Annotated in this window: 19 protein-coding genes; all 19 read left to right on the forward strand. The window is 68.1% G+C overall.

Annotated features, from left to right (window positions below):
• Window positions 1-66: 66 nt before the first annotated feature.
• Entirely contained in the window at window positions 67-633 is a 567-nt protein-coding gene (locus BSQ44_RS08675; RefSeq protein ID WP_072603084.1) for a DUF1643 domain-containing protein, read from the forward strand.
• Window positions 630-1,979, forward strand: a complete 1,350-nt coding sequence (locus BSQ44_RS08680) for a primase-helicase zinc-binding domain-containing protein (RefSeq protein ID WP_072603086.1) — start codon at window positions 630-632, stop codon at window positions 1,977-1,979. Before BSQ44_RS08675 ends, BSQ44_RS08680 begins: the two co-directional genes overlap by 4 nt.
• A complete protein-coding gene (locus BSQ44_RS08685; protein ID WP_072603088.1) occupies window positions 1,976-2,479 on the forward strand; it encodes a hypothetical protein in 504 nt (167 codons plus the stop codon). Before BSQ44_RS08680 ends, BSQ44_RS08685 begins: the two co-directional genes overlap by 4 nt.
• The gene (locus tag BSQ44_RS08690) at window positions 2,479-4,290 is read left to right on the forward strand and encodes a DNA primase family protein (RefSeq protein WP_072603090.1); all 1,812 of its coding nucleotides are present in this window, start codon (window positions 2,479-2,481) and stop codon (window positions 4,288-4,290) included. Before BSQ44_RS08685 ends, BSQ44_RS08690 begins: the two co-directional genes overlap by 1 nt.
• A gap of 311 nt (window positions 4,291-4,601) precedes the next feature.
• Complete coding sequence (locus BSQ44_RS08695; RefSeq protein ID WP_072603092.1) at window positions 4,602-5,117, forward strand: MazG-like family protein; 516 nt, start codon at window positions 4,602-4,604, stop codon at window positions 5,115-5,117.
• Window positions 5,114-5,899, forward strand: coding sequence for a hypothetical protein (locus BSQ44_RS08700; protein WP_072603094.1), 786 nt, complete (start codon window positions 5,114-5,116; stop codon window positions 5,897-5,899). The genes BSQ44_RS08695 and BSQ44_RS08700 overlap by 4 nt, the downstream gene beginning before the upstream one ends.
• Before the next feature lie 103 nt (window positions 5,900-6,002).
• Entirely contained in the window at window positions 6,003-6,548 is a 546-nt protein-coding gene (locus BSQ44_RS08705) for a hypothetical protein (RefSeq protein ID WP_072603096.1), read from the forward strand.
• 146 nt (window positions 6,549-6,694) lie between these two features.
• Window positions 6,695-7,351 (forward strand): hypothetical protein, encoded by a 657-nt coding sequence (locus BSQ44_RS08710; RefSeq protein ID WP_072603098.1) that lies wholly within the window; start codon window positions 6,695-6,697, stop codon window positions 7,349-7,351.
• Between the two features lie 10 nt (window positions 7,352-7,361).
• Window positions 7,362-9,311 carry a phage terminase large subunit family protein gene (locus BSQ44_RS08715; RefSeq protein WP_072607950.1) on the forward strand — a complete coding sequence of 650 codons (1,950 nt, stop codon included), beginning with the start codon at window positions 7,362-7,364 and terminating at the stop codon, window positions 9,309-9,311.
• On the forward strand, window positions 9,308-10,939 hold the full coding sequence (locus tag BSQ44_RS08720) for a phage portal protein (protein ID WP_072603100.1): 1,632 nt from the start codon (window positions 9,308-9,310) through the stop codon (window positions 10,937-10,939). Before BSQ44_RS08715 ends, BSQ44_RS08720 begins: the two co-directional genes overlap by 4 nt.
• Before the next feature lie 77 nt (window positions 10,940-11,016).
• Window positions 11,017-11,289, forward strand: a complete 273-nt coding sequence (locus BSQ44_RS26840; protein WP_072603103.1) for a hypothetical protein — start codon at window positions 11,017-11,019, stop codon at window positions 11,287-11,289.
• Window positions 11,290-11,297: 8 nt separating this feature from the next.
• A complete protein-coding gene (locus BSQ44_RS08730) occupies window positions 11,298-12,218 on the forward strand; it encodes a S49 family peptidase (protein ID WP_072603105.1) in 921 nt (306 codons plus the stop codon).
• A gap of 2 nt (window positions 12,219-12,220) precedes the next feature.
• The gene (locus tag BSQ44_RS08735) at window positions 12,221-12,784 is read left to right on the forward strand and encodes a hypothetical protein (protein ID WP_072603107.1); all 564 of its coding nucleotides are present in this window, start codon (window positions 12,221-12,223) and stop codon (window positions 12,782-12,784) included.
• 72 nt (window positions 12,785-12,856) lie between these two features.
• The gene (locus tag BSQ44_RS08740; protein WP_072603109.1) at window positions 12,857-13,525 is read left to right on the forward strand and encodes a head decoration protein; all 669 of its coding nucleotides are present in this window, start codon (window positions 12,857-12,859) and stop codon (window positions 13,523-13,525) included.
• 109 nt (window positions 13,526-13,634) lie between these two features.
• The gene (locus BSQ44_RS08745) at window positions 13,635-14,660 is read left to right on the forward strand and encodes a major capsid protein (RefSeq protein WP_235633371.1); all 1,026 of its coding nucleotides are present in this window, start codon (window positions 13,635-13,637) and stop codon (window positions 14,658-14,660) included.
• A gap of 122 nt (window positions 14,661-14,782) precedes the next feature.
• Window positions 14,783-15,169: a hypothetical protein gene (locus tag BSQ44_RS08750; protein ID WP_072603111.1), complete on the forward strand. Its 387-nt coding sequence runs from the start codon at window positions 14,783-14,785 to the stop codon at window positions 15,167-15,169.
• A 102-nt stretch (window positions 15,170-15,271) separates the two neighbouring features.
• Window positions 15,272-16,000: a hypothetical protein gene (locus BSQ44_RS08755; protein ID WP_157894554.1), complete on the forward strand. Its 729-nt coding sequence runs from the start codon at window positions 15,272-15,274 to the stop codon at window positions 15,998-16,000.
• A gap of 188 nt (window positions 16,001-16,188) precedes the next feature.
• The gene (locus BSQ44_RS08760; RefSeq protein WP_157894555.1) at window positions 16,189-16,440 is read left to right on the forward strand and encodes a hypothetical protein; all 252 of its coding nucleotides are present in this window, start codon (window positions 16,189-16,191) and stop codon (window positions 16,438-16,440) included.
• Window positions 16,437-17,930, forward strand: a complete 1,494-nt coding sequence (locus tag BSQ44_RS08765; protein ID WP_072603117.1) for a phage tail sheath subtilisin-like domain-containing protein — start codon at window positions 16,437-16,439, stop codon at window positions 17,928-17,930. Before BSQ44_RS08760 ends, BSQ44_RS08765 begins: the two co-directional genes overlap by 4 nt.
• Window positions 17,931-18,049 lie beyond the last annotated feature (119 nt).

The following is an 18,049-nucleotide window of genomic DNA, read 5'->3' on the forward strand; positions in this document are numbered from 1 at the left end:
ACCTCACGACAACAGCGGCGGAAACGGCGGCGGGGGCGACGGGTTCCGGCGGTCGCAGGAGCGGGGATGATGCAGTCGGATCTGTTCGGCACCCCCATGCATCGGCACGCAACGTTTTCGGCTGACGGAACCTGCCGGCTGACGCTGGTGCGGCGGTGGGGAGCGGGGCCGAGGGCGTGCATGATCGGGTGCAACCCCTCTCGCGCCGGCACGGATCGGGACGATCCGACATGCCTGTGGTGGACGAACTGGGGGCAGGCGCTCGGCTATGGCGGGTTCATCGCGGTGAACCTGTATCCGCGCATTTCCAGCAGCCCGGACGAATGCCGCAAGTGGGCGAACTGGGAGGCGAACGGGCCGGACTGGCATGCCCGCGACGCCATCATGGCGAACCTCGACGTCGTCGTTCGCGTGGCGAAGTCGGCGGACATGGTCATTGCCTGCTGGGGCGCGATCGCATGGGATGCCGGCTGGATCGATCATGTCATCGAGCACATCCAGACCGGGGCGGCGCCCTGGCCGGACATCCATTGCTTCGGCGTCACGCAATCCGGCGCGCCGATGCACCCGATGGCGCGTGGCAAGCACCGCCTGGCGCCCGACGTCGCGCCGAAGCTCTGGAGGGCTGCATGACCGCCGCCACCGACGAGCTCATCGAGGCCGCCCGCGCGGTCACCATCGCCGACGCGGCAGAGCGGCTGGGGCTGGCCTTCGCGCGGCGGGGACAGGAGCATCCGCAGCCGTGCCCGGCATGCGGCGGCAGGGACCGGTTCTCCTTCAACACGGCCAAGAACAACTGGGTATGCCGGGGTGCGGGTGCCGGCGGCGGCGATGCGATCGGCATGGCGGCGCATGTGCGCGGGCTGGACACGAGCCGCCGGGCGGAGTTCCTCGAGGCCTGCTCGATCGCGGCCGGCCTGCCGGTGCCAGACGACGCCGAGCGCGAGAGCGAGGCGGACAGGGCGGCGCGGCTCGCCCGCATCGCGGCGCGGCGGCGGGCGAACGCGGAGGAGGCGGCGCGGCGCGAGCGGGACGCCTCGGACTTTCGCGAGAAGGAGCGGGCACGGGCGCGCGGGATTTATTCCCATGCCGAGCCGCTGGGTACATCCGATCTGCCATATGGCCGGTTCTACCTGAAGAACCGCTGCGGCGGGTTCCCGCCCGTGCCGCCCGACGAACGCACCTGGCTGCGCGTGGCGCCCGAGGTGACCTACTGGCACGGCAAGGATGAGCGCGGCGATCCGGTCGCACTGCATTGCGGCCCGGCCATGATCGCGGCTTTCATTGCCTCACGCCGCGCACCGGCCGCTGACGCGGCCTGCGGCTCCGGCGGGGCGGCCTGGCTGGCCGACGCCCGGTCGGGCTTGCCGCCTTTGGCGGAGGGGTATGATGTTATCGGCTGCCACATCACCTGGATCGACCTCGACAACCCGCCGAAGTTCCGGCCGTTGATCACCGACCCTGAGACCGGCGAGATTTTGCCGACGAAGAAGATGCGCGGATCGAAGAAGGGCGGGCTGATCCCGATCGCGGGCGATCCGGCGGCGCGGCGCTGGCTGGGCGGGGAGGGGATCGAGAACGTCGCCGCGCTCGGCCGGGCGGAAGGCTGGCGCGGCGACACGTTCTATTTCGCCGCCGGCGATCTCGGCAACCTCGCCGGGCCGGCCGACCCCGCCTCGCGCTTCGCCCACCCGACGCTGACCAGGCCGGACAAGAACGGCGTGGAGCGGCCGGTCATGGTCGCCGGGCCCGTGCCGCGCGCGGACCAGGGGCCGGAGGATGCCATGGCGGTGCCCGAACACGTCGACGAGCTGATCCTGCTGGCCGACGGCGATTCCGAGCCCGTGTTCACCGCCGCCGCCATGGTGCGCGCCAAGGCGCGCCACGCGCGGCCGGGGCGGCTGATCCCGGTGGTGTGGCCGGTGCCGGGGACCGATTTCGCCGAGCTTCTGGCGGGCAAGGGTGAACAGGCGGAATGAACGTGCAGCCATACCTGATCGGCGAAGGATGGATCGAGGTGCTGGATGGCAATCCGACGGCGCGCGATCTCTTCACCCGGCACTACTCCAACCAGCATCGACGGCGCGGGAAGGCTCAGCCGGCGCTCATCGTCGGCCCGGGATACAAGATGGTCCTGATCACCGCTGACGGCGGCGCCGTATGCGCCTGGCGCAATGAGAAGTTCCGTGCGGATGGCCAAGACGGTGTCGAGTGCGCGATCTACCGGCGTGAGCAGGGCGATCTTGCGAGCAGATTGTTGCGTACCGCGATGGACCTTGCGTGGACGCGCTGGCCACAGACCCGCCTCTTTACGTTTGTCGATCCTCGCGAGGTGAGACCGACGATGGTCAAAGGTCCGCGCGGTCATCTCTATCCGGTCTTCGGCTACTGCTTCTATCAGGCTGGCTGGCGGTTCGCCGGCACTAGTCAGAAGCGTCTGCACATCCTCGAATGCCTGCCGGATCGGGTTGCCGACTGATGGCCAGAAAACCCAAAGGCATGCCGGAGGCGGTGGCCGCCATGATGGAGGCGGCGCGGGCGCAGGAAGAAGCGTTCGCAGCCGGCGGCGGCGCGCAAAACCCCGCAACCCCGTTTTCGCAGGACGATGCGCCCGCCGAGGACGACGGGGAGCCGGGGACGGCGCCGAAGAAGGGCAGCGCGGTCGACATGGGCGTGGTGGAGGCCTGTGCCGCGCTCGACCATTCCGACACGGACAATGCCGAGCGGCTGCTATCGCATTTCGGCGAGAACCTGCTCGTGCTCAGCCAGGAGAAGTCGCGCAAGGCCGCCTATGCGGTGTGGACCGGCTCGCACTGGGATCTCGGCACCGGCGGCCAGCGGGCGCTGGCGATGGCGCAGCAGCTCGGCGGGCGCATCGCGCTCGAGGTGCGCTTCATCGAGGCGACCCCGGCCGAGAAGGCGGCGATCGATCGCGGCGCCGAGGCGCGCAAAAAGCCGGAGGAGGAGCGCACGCCGGCCGAGAAGAAGCGCGCCAAGGCGGCCGAGACGGCCGAGGGCAACCTCGCCAAGCGCCGCAAGCGCCGCATGGACCATGCCGTCTCCTCGAAGAACAAGGGCCGCCTGGAGGCGATGCTCGTCTGCGCGGCGCCGCACATCATGCGCCAGCCGGAGGAGTTCAACGCCGACCCGCTGAAGGTGGCGCTGGCCGGCCACACGCTCTCCTTCCGGCGCACGACGCGGCAGGTGCGCAACCCGGCCTTCGACGATCCCGACGACGGCCGCGAGGATCTTCCGGAGTTCCTCGCCACGCCGGATGCCGAACTCGTCGTCGTCAAGGGCCATCGGCGCGGCGACCTGATCACGCAGGTTGTGCCGGTCGAATACGACGCGAAGGCCGCCTGTCCGGGCTGGCTCGCCTTCATGGAGGACAAGCTGCCGCTGGAGCCGGTGCGCCGCATGGTGCAGGTGGCTTCCGGCCTCGGCCTGATCGGGCTGACGGTGCAAAAGCTGTTCTTCCACTACGGCTTCGGCGCCAACGGCAAGTCGGTCTACATGGAAGTGCTGTGCCGACTACTCGGCGAGGTGGCCGTGACGCTGCCGTCGGAAAGCTTCATCGGCGAGGGCAAGGGCGCGGGCGCGGCAAATCCCGACATGGCGCGGCTTTATGGCCGGCGGTTCCTGCGGGTGAAGGAACTGCCCGAGGGCGAGGACCTGCGCGAGAACCTGGTGAAGGACCTGACCGGCGGCGAGCATTTTACCGTGCGCGACCTGTTCGAGGGCTATTTCGACTTCAAGCCGGTGTTCACAGGCCACATGTCGGGCAACGGCTATCCGCGCATCTCGGGCACCGACAACGGCATCTGGCGGCGCATGGCCGTGGTGCATTGGCCCAAGACCATCGCCGAAGCCGAGCAGCGCGAGTTCGAGGACGTCGTCACCGAGCTGATGGCCGAGCGCTCGGGCATTTTGAACTGGCTGATCGAGGGCGTGCTGATCTTCCTGCGCGAGGGGCTGGTGATCCCCGACGCGGTGCGGGCCAAGACGCAGGAATACCGCGACGAGATGGACCGCACCTCGGCCTTCTGCGCGGCCTGCGTGGTGCCCGAGCCGGATGGCGAGGTGACGGCCAAGGATTTCTACCAGGCCTATGTCGACTACACGGTCGACCAGGGCGGCAAGCCCATCACGCTCACCGCCTTCGGGCTGATCATGAAGAAGAAATACCAGCGCGTGGAAGGCCGCATCGTCGTCTACCGCGGCGTGCGCCTTGTCGGCGTGCCGGCGCGGTCCGGCGCCTATCCGGAAGGCTATGGAGGGCCGGGGACGTGAGACAGCGGCCCCGCAACCCCTTTCGCGGCGCGCGACAGTCCGCAGGGGTTCGCGATGGTCCGCGACAGTCTCGAAATGCCGAAAAGATCAACGAAAAGAAGGGTTTGAGATAGTCTGCGATAGTTTTGGCGACCCAATAAGGTGAGGGAAGGGGAACGGGGAAAATTTTCTCTCATGTCTATGGCCTCGGAAAACTGTCGCAACTGCCGCAAACCGCCTTCAAGACATTGAAATCGTTGCCGTTCTGTCTCTCTCGAACTATCGAAAAACTATCGCAAAACTATCGCCAAGTGTCGAAGGAAGGAAAATCGATGAAAAAGCTGATGGATATCGAGAACAGCGCTGGATTGACGCTCGGCGGTCTTCAGGTGGCGCATGTCGTTCGGCAGGAGGAATGGTGTCCTGACCAGAAGCCGGGCCTTTCATTTCGAGGCAACGAAATGGCGGGAGAGGTCGGCGAGACGATCGAGGCGCTCTATGACCACATTGCCGAGTTGGGGAAGGCGGCGGGCCGCTCCAGCAACGTTGTCAAGAAACTGGAACGCGAACGCTATGGTTGGCGCGGATCTCGGGCGACAAAGGCACATCTCGCTGAAGAGCTTGCCGATGTCGTGCACACGGCGGTCCTGTGCGCGATCACATCAGGCATCGATCTGGAGGCCGCAGTGATCCAAAAGTTCAACGCGACCTCGCAGAAGAACGGGCTGGCGACCCTGTTGCCCGTTCCCCCCGCCGAAGGCGGCAAGCCCGACCGGGCGTCGGCCATCGTTGGCCGGCCGTCCGCAGCGAGCGGCGAAGCCGCGGCAAGCGAAGGACAGAACAAATGAAAAAGCTGATGGACATCGAGAATTTGCTGCGCTGGGCCTTCGTGCACGAGCTGCCCAAGGGCCGCGAGAACGGCGGCGGGCCCGGCATCCGCTCGGCCTGGGACGGGATCTACAATCTCGGCGTGCTCGGCACGCTGGTGCAGACCGACGGGTTTTCCGGCGGCGGCTTCGTCGAGCCGGGCGAGCCGCATCGCGACGCGACGCTGATCGGCGAGGCCGTGCGCGGACTGGAAGGCATGGAGATCGGCGGGTTCGAGGACTGGGACGCCTTTGCCGACGTGCCCGAGATGGCGGCGCACATGGAGGGCGTGTCGGCCAGGGTGGCGGCGCGCATGGCGGCCATGCCGGCGGGCAGCCGGGCGCGCCTGCCGGTGACGCTCGTGATCTCGGCCGCGGTGACGGGGCGCGGGCCGGACTGGCGCTGGCCGGAGGAGCCGCGCGCGCGCATGGTGGAGCGGGCGGGCAAGCCGGCCTGGTTCGTCAGCCGCGCCTTCACAGACGCCTTCGGGCGCAGGAGCGCGATCGAGACCGACGGGTTCGACGCGAAGGCCGGCCGGCCGCAGCGCGGCGCCTACCGCAAGTATGTCGTGGCGCCAGACCCGTGGCTGGTGGCGCTGGCGCGGATGGACTGGCAGGTCTGGGTGTTGAGCCTGGCGACGCTGGCGGCCGAACTCGACGGCTGCCTCGCCGACTGGGACGTGGTGGCGGCGCAGCACTCGCCCACGCCCTGGGTGGACGGCGAGGCGGCGTCGGCGCCGCGGGTGCTGGAGGCGGTGAAATAGGCCGTTGACAAGCGGCAAAAACTTGACGTATGTCTGAACACGGTAAATCAGACGACCCGCCCGGAGGCATCCGCGGCGGGTTTTTTCGTGGGACGAGGCGGCCGTGATCGACATCGACGCCTCCGATCTCGCCCAGATCGCCCGCGCGATGGGCAGGCTGCCCGGCGAGATCAAGGCCAAGGTCTTCGCCCGCGCCATGCGCCGGGTGAGCGAGACGGCACGCACGCGGGTGGTCCGCCGCCAGGCGCCGCGTCTCGACCTGTCGCAGAAGGTGATCCGCGAAAAGACCACGGCGCGCTTCAACGCGGGCGGGCACACGGCCGAGGTGGTGGTGCGCTCGGGCTGGATACCGCTGTTCAAGCTCGGCGCCACGCAGACGTCGCGCGGCGTGCGGGTCAGGCTTCGAGGGTCGTATCGGCACGCCTTCATCGCGAAGATGGACAGCGGGCACACGGGCGTCTTCCGGCGTGTCCCTGGCACGAAGATGGTGGACAAGGACAAGGAACAGATCCGCGAGCTGTTCGGGCCGAACCCGGCGCACGACATCACGAACAACCAGGACGTCTACATCGCGGTGATGGCCGAGGTGCTGGAGGAAGTGCTGGCGCCGCGCGTCATGCACGAACTCGGCCGCCTCCTGCCGCGCTGAGGGCACCCCCCTGCCAAGGGACCGTACATTCGCACCCCCCACCAACGGGCCGGGGCGACCCCGGGATTTGGGCAGTCTGAGAGTAAATTCGAAGCCTAAAAAGCTAAAGAGCGGCTAAAGCACTAAAGAACAACGGTAAAGTCTGGATGGAAGCCGCCGTCAGCAAGGGCGCGTTCGCGGCGCTGATCGGTGTCTCGCCGGGCCGCGTCAGCCAGTACCTCGCGGAAGGGAAGATCGCCCCGGCATCGCTGCAGGGCAGCGGGCGGAGCGCCAAGATCATCGTCGAGCGGGCCAAGGCCGACCTCAGGCTCACGCTCGACATCTCGCAGCGGCTCGGCAACGGCATCGAGACGCGGCTCGACGCGGACGATCCGGAGGCCGATGCCGGTACCGCCGCTCCGCAGGATGCCGCGCCGGCGCGCGAGGGCAGGGCGCCACAGCCGACCGGCGTCGAATACGAGATCAAGCAGCAGAAGCTCGAGCAGCTTCGCCGCGCCAACCGCAACGCCGCCATCGCCGATGCCGAGGCCTCGGGCACCCTGGTCGAGACGGAAGCGTCGCGCGCGGGAATGATGCGGGTCGCGACCGGCATGATGCTCGTCTTCGAAGGCGGGCTCACCGACCTCGCCAACGCGGTGGCGGCCGAGTTCAAGGTGCCGCAGCGCGACGTGCTGCACCTGATGCGGCGAGAATTCCGCAAGATCCGCACGGCGGCGGCCAAGCAGGCCGCGGCGGAAGGCGCGGCGATGCCGGAGACGGTCGAGACGGTGCTGGAGGCCGACGAGATATCGACGGTGAACTGACGTGACCTCGATGATCGTCAACACCGCCAATGCGGAGCGCCTGGCGCGCGACGTGCTCGCGGAGGTCCTCGAGCCGCCGCCCGACGTCGACTATCTCGACTGGGCCGAGCGCAACGTCGTCTTCTCAAAGCGGGAGAGCCCGTTCCCGGGGCCCTACAACCGGGACATGTTCCCGTATTTCGACGAGATCCTGCGGGCACTGTCGCCGGCCGACCCGTGCCGGGTCGTGACGATCATAAAGTCGGCGCAGCTCGGCGGCACCGTGCTGGCGAACATCTTCACGCTCGGCTCCATGGACATGGACCCGGGCGACATCCTCTACGTCCATCCGACGGAGAGCAACGCGCAGCGCTGGAGCAAGATGAAGCTCGCGCCGATGCTGCGCAACACACCCGCGCTGGCGCGCCTGTTCCCGATGCGCAACCGCGACGGGCTCGACAGCCTGCTCTACAAGGAGCGGGTCGACGGCCGCGGGGCGATCCAGATCTCCGGCGCCAACTCGGCGGCATCGCTGAGCCAAGTGTCGATGACCCGGCAGGTGCAGGACGACCTGTCGAAATGGGAGAACAATTCCGCCGGCGATCCGGAAACGCAGGCCGACAGCCGGTCGCGCGCCTACGAATTCGCCAAGATCCTGAAGATCTCGACGCCGCTGGTGATGCCGGGATGCCGGATCACGAAGAACTTCGAGGAGGGCAGCCAGGAGCACCTGCATGTGCCCTGTCCCCATTGCGGGCACTACCAGACGCTCGAATGGGAGAACTTGCTCGCCAACATCGACGAGGAGAAGCCGGAGGACGCGCATTTCACCTGCGGCGAATGCGGCGCCACGATCGAGGAGCATCATCGCCGATCGATCGTTCGCCTCGGAGAATGGCGGGCACAGAACCCGAAGGCGAAGCGGCATCACCGGTCGTTCTCGCTCTGGTCCGTCGTCTCGGCGCTGCAGAGCTGGGAACGCATCGCCCGGGAGTGGATCGGCGCCCGCGGCGATCCGGCATCCGAGCAGACGTTCCTCAACGACACGGTCGGCCGGGCCTATGTCGCGGCGGGGGAATCGCCTCCCTGGGAGATGCTTCGCGACCGCGCGGCGCAGTCGGACTATTCGCGGGGACGCATCCCGCAGGGCGGACTGGTCTTCACGCTCGGGATCGACTGCCAGGGCGACCGGGTCGAGTGGCAGGCGGTGGCCTGGGGGCGGGATTTCCGGCGCTTCGTCGTCGACTATGGCGTGATCCCCGGCCACATATCGGACAAGACGTGCCAGGAGCGGCTGGACGCGCTGACGAAGCAGACCTGGCCGAACGTCCATGGCCGCAGGATCGCCCCCGACCGGTGCGCGATCGACGGCAACGCCTACACCGAGGAAGTGTGGGACTGGGCCAAGCGGCACCCCGCGGGCGTCGTGGTGATGGTGCGCGGTGCCAACAGCGAGAGCGCCCCGCTGACGCAGCGGGTGAAGAAGGAACGCAACCACCGCACCGGCAAGACGATCCGGTATTCGCGGCGGTTCTACACCTTCAACAGCTCCGTGCTGAAGATGGCGCTCTACCGGAACCTCGCCAAGACCGATCCGCTCGAGCGCGGCTTCGTCGGGCTCCCGAAGGGGATGGACGACGAGTACTACCGCCAGCTCACCGCCGAGCGGAGGGTGCCCAAGCGGCGCAAGGACGGGTTCACCGAGTACAAGTGGGAGAAGGACCCGGCGCAAGCCAACGAGGGTCTCGACACCATGAACCAGGCGGAAGTGGCGGCGATCCTCTACGGCGTGCGCGGCCTGCCGGATGCGATCTGGGACCGGATCGAAGCCGAGCGCGAGACGCCGCCGCCCGCCGCGCAGATGGATTTCGAGGACGGGCTGTTCGCGCCGGCGGCGCAAGCGGCGGTACCGGCGGCCCGCAAAACGGCGACGAAGGCCGACACGGCGGTCGGTAAAAACAGGTGGAAGAAGCGGCAGTGACCGACAAACCGCGCTATCGGGTCGAGGCGGGTTCGGCGCCCGCGCTGGCCGGGGAGATATTGCGGCCACGTCCGGGGTCCGCCTACTTGCGCGACACGCGGTCGGCTGTCATCAACACCCGGCCGGCCTATCTGCGCGAGAGCCGCGACGAGATCCGCGTGGCGTGGCAGCGGGCGGCGGGCCTGGCGCTCGACCTGATCCAGAATTCGGGCCGACTGCGCGGTGCGGCCGACCAAGTGATCGCCGACACGGTCGGGGTCGAGCTGGTGCTCAACCCGCAGCCTGACGCCGAGGCGCTGGGCTGGTCGCCGGAGTTCACGACCGGGTGGACGCGGCGCATCAAGAAACGTTGGAAGAAGTACGCGTGGAACCCGCGCGAATGCGACGTGCGCGGCAAGCACACGATCCCGCAATCGATCGACATCGGGCTGCGCTGGGACATGGCCTTCGGCGAGGCGATCGGGCGGATCGACTTCTTCACCGAGGCGATGCGCCGACGCTACGGCATCACGACCGGCACGAAGCTCTGCATGGTGACGCCGACCAAGCTGGTGCAGGACACGAACGCGTTCGAAAACATCTTCCAGGGGGTGGTCCACGACGAGAACGGCCGTCCCGTGGCCTACCGCTTCGAGGAGATGGAGGACGGGATCACCGTCAAGCGCGATCACATGGCGCTCGACCCGATGGGGCGGCAGCAGGTGATACACGTCTTCGACCCGATGGACGTGTCGGACGTGCGCGGCATTTCGCGCATCGCACCGGCCCTCCGCAAGCACATCCAGCACGAGATCCTGGTCGATGCGACGATCCAGACCTCGATCCTGCAGACGATCTTCGGCATTGCGCTGACCAGCCCGTCGCCATCGCAGGACGCGTTCGAGGCGATCACGGCGCTGGGTGATGCGCCGGGAGAGAACAAGGAAAGCCTCACCGACGACTATCGCGATTACTTTCTGGCCGCGCTCGACCGGGCGGCTGAAGGCAAGATCTCGATCAGCGGGGAGCCGACCGTGTCGCATCTCGCGCCGGGCGAGAAGCTGGAACTGCTGACGACGAAGACGCCGGGCCCGCAGTTCCTGCCGGTCTCGGCCGAGCTGTCGCGCGACATGGCGCGGGCGATCGGGATCACGACCGGCGGCCTGACCATGGACCACACGAACTCGACCTATTCGAGCGTGCGGATGGAGAACTCGTCGATCTGGCCCGTCGTGGTGAGGCGTCGCGAGCGGATCGCGGCGCCGATCGCACAGGCTGTCTACGAAAGCTGGCTCGACGAGGAGATCGGCATGGGGCGGATCGACTTCCCGGGCGGATACGAGGCGTTTCGCGCCAACCGGGACTCGGCTTGCTGGGCCTTGTGGCAGGGGCCGGCGAAGCCGACCGCCGACGACGGCAAGAGCGCCAAGGCGTCGACGGAGAAGATCGTCAACGGCACGACCACGCTCGCGGCGGAGATCGCCGAGCTCGGGCAGGACCCCGACGAGGTGTTCGAGCAGCGCGTCGCGGAGCACAAGCGCTACGTCGAAAACGGCATGCCTTCGCCCTTCGTGCCGAAGAACAGCGCGCCGAAGGACGAGAAGGAAGATGGCGAGACGGTGCCTCGCAAGCGGGAAGACGCGTCGTGATCGAGGATACCCCCACTCCGTCACGGGCTTCGCCCGCGACACCTCTCCCCCAAGGGGGGTGAGGATGGGAGGCTGCAATGCCGACGCTGATAAAACTCGGCGGCGTCGAGGTCGACCAGGACGATCCGTGCGCGCTGTGGCAGGCGCTCTACGGAGCGAAGTTGAAGCTTCTCGCCGGCGACCAGCTGGAAGAGATCGAGATCCGTTCGCCGGTGACGCAGCGGCGCATGCGCGTGGCCAAGGCGAACATGGCGGCGATCGACGCCGAACTGGCGCGGCTCAAGGGCGCCTGCGACCTGAAACTGACCGGCCGGCGCGGGCGCTTCGCCAAGCGCATGCGGTTCATCTGAGGCACGCGATGAGCTTTCGCTACGGCCATATCGCGCAGCGGCTGTTCGATACGCCGCTGCTCTACGACGCGCGCAAGGCGGAGGCCTTCCTGCACGGGCTGGGCGGGCGCATCGCCGGCGACACGATCGTGATCACGAACGCGGAAGGCGCGGCGGACCATGTGGCGGGGGCCGACGGCCGGCCGCTCGCCGGCAAGCTCGGCGGGCGGATCGAGCGGGCCTATACGTGTGCCAACCTGCTGCCCTTCGACATGATCGACAACGTTGCGATCATCCCGGTCGAAGGATCGCTGGTGCACAAGGGGGGATGGATCGGCGCTTCGTCGGGGGAGACGTCCTACCAGGGTCTCCAGGCGCAGATCGCGCTGGCGCGGCAGTCCTCGGCCGTGCGCGGCGTCGTCTTCGAGGTGGACAGCTATGGCGGCGAGGTCAATGGCGGCTTCGAGACCGCCGGCGCCATCGCGAGGCTGTCGCGGGAAAAGCCGACGATCGCGATCCTGACCGACTTCGCCTATTCGGCCGGTTACATGCTCGCCTCGCAGGCGCGGTCGATCGTGGCGCCGAAATACGGCGGCGCCGGTTCGATCGGCGTGATCATCGTCCATGCCGACCGCAGCGGCGAACTGGAGCAGAAGGGTATCCAGCTCACCATCATCCGCGCGGGAAAGAAGAAGGCCGACGGCAACCCCTGGGAGCCTCTCGGCGCCGAGATGGCGGCGCGCTGGCAAGCGCTGGTCGAGACCATGCGCGAGGAGTTCGCGGCGACGGTCGCCGCGGGACGCCGCGGGCGGACGACGAAGGCCAGGGTGATGGCGACCGAAGCCGAGGCCTTCGAGGCGCCGGAAGCACTGGCGCGGGGGCTGGTGGACGCGATCGGCGATCCGCTCGAAGCCTTCGACGCCTTCGTCAAGGAAGTGAACAGGAGCTGATCATGGCCAGTCTGATCGCCGCGATCCGGAACGCCGTGCACCGCGATCCCACGCATGCCCTCGACACGATCGAGGTCGAACCCGGTGCAGATGCGCCGGCCAACCCGGCGCCTCCGAGCGAGGCCGCAACCACAGGAGGGACCATGTCCACCCAGACACAGGGCGGGGCCAACCCCGCCGTCACGGCCGCGCTCGCCGCGGCGACGCAGCCGCAGGGCAACGCAGCCGAGGGCTATACGGCCGCCATGGCCCGAATCGACGCGATCCTCTCCGCCGAAGGCATCAAGGGCGACGCCGGCCGCATGACCGCCGCGCTCGACCTGGCGAAGACGGCCGGCAGCATGTCGGCGGAGGCGATCGTCGGTTTCGTCACCGCGAACGTGCCGGCGAACAAGCCTGAGGCCTCGGCGCAGGCGCCTGCCCAGCCGGCGGCCGATCTCAGGCCGGACCCCGCCGCCTACGAGGCGCAGCGCGCGGCCTCGGCCGGGCTGGCGCAGCCGGGGAAGGGGAAGACCCCCGCCACCGCGAGCTGGGACAGCGTGCTCGAAAGCCGCGGCGCCAAGTAGGCGCCGCATCCCACCAACCGCCGGCGCGGCCTTCGCCCGGTCCTCTGATCAACCTCACTTCCGGAGGGAAAAATGACCGTCTTCACCGAAGGCCGCCATGCGGCCGAGTTCGTGCTGAGCGAAGCGCAGCGCATGTTCTCGCGCGACAACATCACGATCGCAGCCGAGCAGACCATCAAGCCCGGCAGCGTGCTGGGAAAACGCGCCGTCGTGGCGGGCGTCGTAGCGACCGCCGCGGCTGATGCCGGCAACACCGCCAGCTCCGGCGCGCTGACGCTCGCCGATCCCGCCGTCTCCTCCAGGGCGAAGGACGGCGTCTACAACATCGTCTGCATCGAGCCGGCAACCAATGCCGGTACCTTCGAGGTGTTCGATCCGACCGGCCGGTCCATCGGCAAGGCCACGGTGGGTGTCGCCTTCAACAAGGAGATCAAGTTCACCATCGCCGACGGGTCCGGCGACTTCGTGGCGGGCGACCGCTTCACCGTGACGGTGCAGGCCGACAATGCCGACTTCGAGTACGGGGCGCACGATCCGGCCGCCACGGACGGTTTCGAGGTCGCCGCGGCGATCGCGCTCTACGAAGCGACGACCGGCGAAAGCGAAAGCGCCGCCATCTCGGCGATCACACGCCACGCGGAGGTGAACGGACACCTGCTGACCTGGAAGACCGGGATCGCCGCCGCCGACAAGGCGAACGGCCTGCAGGCGCTCGCCGACAAGGGCATCATCGTCCGGTAGGCGGTTTACCCCACCCCGCCCTGACGGGCGACCCTCCCCACAAGGGGGAGGGTGTCGCGGCAAGCGCCGCCTTCACCCAATCATCAGCCCTTCGAGGGGAGAACCTCCAATGCTGCTCGACATCTTCAAGAGCGATCCGTTTTCGGTCATCTCGCTCACCGACGCGATCAACAAGATCAAGTTCGTTCCCGGTCATATCGGCCGTCTGGGCCTTTTCAACTCCAGCTCCGTGACGACGCTGACCGTCGCGATCGAGGAGAAGAACGGCATCCTGACGCTCGTCTCGCCGACGCCGCGCGGCGGCCCCGGCCAGACGACGGACAAGGCCAAGCGCACGCTGCGCAACCTGACGATCCCGCATTTCCAGATCGACGACGCCGTCATGGCCGACGAGGTGCAGGGCATCCGCGCCTTCGGCATGGAAAGCGAGGTCGAGACCGTCATGGGCAAGGTCGCCGAGCGGATGATGCAGCATTCGCAGTCCTTCGCGGCAACCGAGGAGTATCATCGCGTAGGCGCGATCAAGGGCATCGTCACCTATGCCGACGGTTCGACGCTCAATCTGTTCGACGAGTTCGGCGTCACCCAGGAGACGGAGATCGACTTCGATCTCGACAATGCCAACCCGACCGGCGGCGTTCTGCGCAAGAAATGCGCGGCGGTCTACCGGCAGATGGCGGGCATCCTCGAGGGCGTGCCGTTCTCGGGTGTGCGCGCGATCTGCGGCGATGCCTTCTTCGACGACCTGATCGCCCATCCGGAAGTGCGAGCCACCTATCTCCAGCAGCAGGAGGCGTCCGAACTGCGGCGCGGCTATGTCGACGACGGGTCGAGCGGCGTCTTCGGAACCTTCGCCTTCGGCAACATCGTCTGGGAGAACTATCGCGGCGCGGTCGGCAACACGACCTTCGTCAACACCGACAAGTGCCATCTCTTCCCGACGGGCGCCCCCGGCCTGTTCCGCACGGTCTACGGGCCGGCCGACTACATCGAGACGGTCAACACGCTCGGAAAGCGCCTCTACATGAAGCAGTATCCCATGCCCAACGACAAGGGCGTGGACATGGAGGTGCAGTCGAACGCGCTGCAGTACTGCACGCGGCCGAAGGTGCTGATCCAGGGGAAGAGGACCTGATACGTCTTCACGCGCGAGCGGCCCTTCGGGCCTGCGCTCCAGACCGGGCGCCGGACGACCGGCGGGCCGCGGTCGCGACCTGACGACAGGCAGTTCGTCTCGGCTGTGCGAAGGATCGTCCTATGGACTGGGAAGAGGCCGAGGCGCGACTGGAGAGTGTCGCGGCCGGGGTGTTCGACCGGCAGACGTTCCGGCTCCTGCCGCGCAAGGCGGGCCAGAGCGTCAACCACGGCCAGGTGCCGGACTGGGACCGGGAGGAGTTCGACTTCCGGGGTTCGCTCGAGTTCAACCCGCCCGGCATCGCCAGCGAGCGCCGCATGGGTGCCGATCCGACCGGGCGGGGCCAGATGGTGTTCTTCGAAGCCGTCGTGACGGCGGCGACGACGGAATGGCCGTACATGCCGCGCCGCGGCGACCTGCTCGCCCACGGGCACGATCGGTACAAGATCGAGGGCGTGGACGCCGACGGGTCGGCGCGGCGGGTCTTTCAGGTCAATCGAGCGCGGTGAGATCTCGCGAGGCACCCCCCTCTGCCCTGTCGGGCATCTCCCCCTCAAGGGGGGAGATCGGGCGCCTCGCTTTGGCCGTTCTACTCACGGCCCCAAGGGATAATGATGCTTTCAGCTGAGGCAGCGCGGCTCGCAGCGATCGAGGCCTTGTCGCCGACGGCGGCGAACCAGGGCGGGGGGGCGTTTCCGACGCTCGCGGGCGCGCGGATCTTCGACAGCCGGTCGGCCGCGCTAAACGAACTCGACGACCGTTCGGAGTGGGACGGCTACACGCCTGTGGTGGCCGTCTATTCGCGCCAGGCGCGCGCCGACACGCGCGGCGAGGCGGCGGAGTTCGACGACACCGACGCATCGATCGAGATCGAGTTCGTCGCCGAACTGGCTGTGGTGGCGGAGGACGAGGGCGTGCCTTTCGTCGACGCGATGGCGGGGGACGATCCGGAGGCGCGCCTGGTGCTGGCGGCGCTCTGCGGACAGATCCGGCGCGTCCTGCTCTTCGCGCCCGAGGGCGACCTGTTCCGTCACATGATCCGCGCCGTGCGGCGGGTCGACTGGGAGCCCTTCGCGGTGCCGGAACTCGGTCTGCGCTTCCAGCGCACCACGATGCGGCTGACCTGCATGGCGCGCGACGACGTGTTTTCGGACGAGGCCGGGCTGCCGGAGCCGCTCAGGACGCTGGCGGCGCGCCTGCCGGCCAATTCCTACGCCCGGTCGCGGCTCGACCAGCTCGGCGCGCATTTCTCGGCGATCGGGCGGACGCCGCTGGCCGATATCCGGATCGCGCCGGAAGCGGAGGGGGAGTTCGTGTCGTCCACGGGCGATCTGCGGTGATGGAGTTGCAGGTGCCCCTCACCAAGCGCGGCCGGCGGTTCGGCTTCGCCTCACCGGGCCTTTGGGGCGAGCCACGGGTCTCGCCCGTCCTTCGGACCCCCTCCCCGTGAACGGGGCGAGGAAGAGGCGAGCGGTGCTTCGGAGGTCTCGATATGACGCGTTACCGATTGGCCGATCAGGAGGCGCGGGTGCCTATGCCGGATCGCGGGGGGCGGCTGTTCAAGCCGGGCGAGAAGGGCGAGGCGATCGATCCGGAGAGCCGGTTCTACGCCACGCTGATCGCCGAGGGCGGGATCATTCCTGTGCTCACGCCGCGCACCGGTCGCTCCGCGACCTGCGGCTCCGAAGGGGCGCGCGACGACGCGCGGTCCGCAGTCGCGGCCGCGCCTGCGGCGAAGACAAAAGGCACCACTCGAAAGCCCAGAAGGAAACGGACATGACCGTCTTCAACTATATTCCCGGCAACCTGGTCGCGCCGATCTTCACCTTCGAGGTGAATTCGGGTGGGCAGTTCGAGAATTCCTCGCGGATGCTGCTCGTGGGGCACAAGATCTCGGGCGGGCTGATGACCGACAACGTGCCGGTGATCTGCCCGTCGACCATGGAGGGTCGCCGTCTTGCCGGCGCGGGGTCGATGCTGGACGACATGGTGCGCGCCGTGCGGCGCAACGCGCCGGCACAGGAACTGTGGATCGTCTCGGTGCCGGCGACCGGGACGGCCGAGGTGCGGACGCTGACGGTGGACAGCGTGCCGGCGGCCGGCGGGGTCGGCGTCATCGAGATCGCGGGCGAACCGATCCAGATTACGATCGGCGCGGGCGACACGGCCGACGACGTGGCGGCGGCGCTGCACGCGGCGATCACCGGCTACTACAATCCGCTCACCGAGGCCTCGCTGCCCTATACCTCGGCCGTGGCCGACGAGGTCGTGACGCTGACGGCGCGGCACGCCGGCGCGCTGCTGTCGGACATCGACATCTTCATCCCCGTGCTGGACGGGTCGAACGCCTTCACCGGGCGCATCACCGAGGCGGTCGTCACGGCGGGTTCGGGCAACCCCGACCTGTCGGCGGCGCTGGCAGCGCTCGGCGACGATCCTTTCGACTGGATCGTGTCGCCGTTCTCCGACGCGACCAACATCGGCCGCTACAAGAGCCTGCTTTCGGACGTCTCGGGCCGCTGGGCGTGGAACGTGCAGCTCTACGGGCACGTGTTCTACCCGCTCACCGACACGATCTCCAACCTCACCACGCACGGGCTGGCGCAGGACAACCGGCACATCTCGTGCCTGGCGCGGCCGGCCTCGGCCGACACGCCGCATCCGGCCTGGACCTGGGCGGCGGCGATTGTAGGAGCAATCGTTGTATGGCTCTCCAACGGCGCCAACGGCAACGTCTCGCGGGGTCAGTCGGGGGTGTGGGTCGAGGGCATCGCTCCGCCGCGCGACCGCACCAAGTGGTACGGCTATGCGACGCGCGACAGCATGCTGCGCTCGGGTCTTTCGACCTTCAAGGTGGACTCGACCGGCACGGTTCTGATCGACAAGATTATCACCATGCAGCGCACCACGAACGGGGTGACGGACACGACCTTCCGAGACATCCAGAAGATCGGCCAGCTAACCTATGCGCTGCGCAAGTTCCGCACGGCGCTGACCATGGAGCACGGGCAGAAGGCGATCGCCGACGACAATCCGGGCAATGTCGGGGCGGTGTCGACGCCGCGCGACATCGCGGCGACCTTCATGCACACCTATCAGGAGATGGTGCTCACCGGCATCCTGGAGAACCCGGTGCGGGCGGCGGAGCTGCTCGACGTGCGGCGCGACACGGACAATCCGAACCGGGTCAATGTCTATGCGCCGCTCGATATGGTGAACCCGCTTGACATCATTGCGGCGAACACGGTGGTTTATTCGCAGTTCCGTTAGCGGAACTGCTTTCTGTCCTCACGCTGTCGCCGCTGCGCGGCTCGCTCCGGCCCCTCGATCAGGCTCGGGAGCGCGCGCCACGAGGCGCGGCCGCCAGTCGGCGGCTCGGCCCATAGGGC

The organism is Aquibium oceanicum (assembly GCF_001889605.1).
Taxonomy (GTDB): domain Bacteria; phylum Pseudomonadota; class Alphaproteobacteria; order Rhizobiales; family Rhizobiaceae; genus Aquibium; species Aquibium oceanicum.

Bases quoted from the DNA above. Each gene is read 5' to 3' on its own strand.
- BSQ44_RS08675 (WP_072603084.1), top strand. From the start codon at position 67: ATGATGCAGTCGGATCTGTTCGGCACCCCCATGCATCGGCACGCAACG.
- BSQ44_RS08680 (WP_072603086.1), top strand. From the start codon at position 630: ATGACCGCCGCCACCGACGAGCTCATCGAGGCCGCCCGCGCGGTCACC.
- BSQ44_RS08685 (WP_072603088.1), top strand. From the start codon at position 1,976: ATGAACGTGCAGCCATACCTGATCGGCGAAGGATGGATCGAGGTGCTG.
- BSQ44_RS08690 (WP_072603090.1), top strand. From the start codon at position 2,479: ATGGCCAGAAAACCCAAAGGCATGCCGGAGGCGGTGGCCGCCATGATG.
- BSQ44_RS08695 (WP_072603092.1), top strand. From the start codon at position 4,602: ATGAAAAAGCTGATGGATATCGAGAACAGCGCTGGATTGACGCTCGGC.
- BSQ44_RS08700 (WP_072603094.1), top strand. From the start codon at position 5,114: ATGAAAAAGCTGATGGACATCGAGAATTTGCTGCGCTGGGCCTTCGTG.
- BSQ44_RS08710 (WP_072603098.1), top strand. From the start codon at position 6,695: ATGGAAGCCGCCGTCAGCAAGGGCGCGTTCGCGGCGCTGATCGGTGTC.
- BSQ44_RS08715 (WP_072607950.1), top strand. From the start codon at position 7,362: ATGATCGTCAACACCGCCAATGCGGAGCGCCTGGCGCGCGACGTGCTC.
- BSQ44_RS26840 (WP_072603103.1), top strand. From the start codon at position 11,017: ATGCCGACGCTGATAAAACTCGGCGGCGTCGAGGTCGACCAGGACGAT.
- BSQ44_RS08730 (WP_072603105.1), top strand. From the start codon at position 11,298: ATGAGCTTTCGCTACGGCCATATCGCGCAGCGGCTGTTCGATACGCCG.
- BSQ44_RS08735 (WP_072603107.1), top strand. From the start codon at position 12,221: ATGGCCAGTCTGATCGCCGCGATCCGGAACGCCGTGCACCGCGATCCC.
- BSQ44_RS08740 (WP_072603109.1), top strand. From the start codon at position 12,857: ATGACCGTCTTCACCGAAGGCCGCCATGCGGCCGAGTTCGTGCTGAGC.
- BSQ44_RS08745 (WP_235633371.1), top strand. From the start codon at position 13,635: ATGCTGCTCGACATCTTCAAGAGCGATCCGTTTTCGGTCATCTCGCTC.
- BSQ44_RS08750 (WP_072603111.1), top strand. From the start codon at position 14,783: ATGGACTGGGAAGAGGCCGAGGCGCGACTGGAGAGTGTCGCGGCCGGG.
- BSQ44_RS08755 (WP_157894554.1), top strand. From the start codon at position 15,272: ATGATGCTTTCAGCTGAGGCAGCGCGGCTCGCAGCGATCGAGGCCTTG.
- BSQ44_RS08765 (WP_072603117.1), top strand. From the start codon at position 16,437: ATGACCGTCTTCAACTATATTCCCGGCAACCTGGTCGCGCCGATCTTC.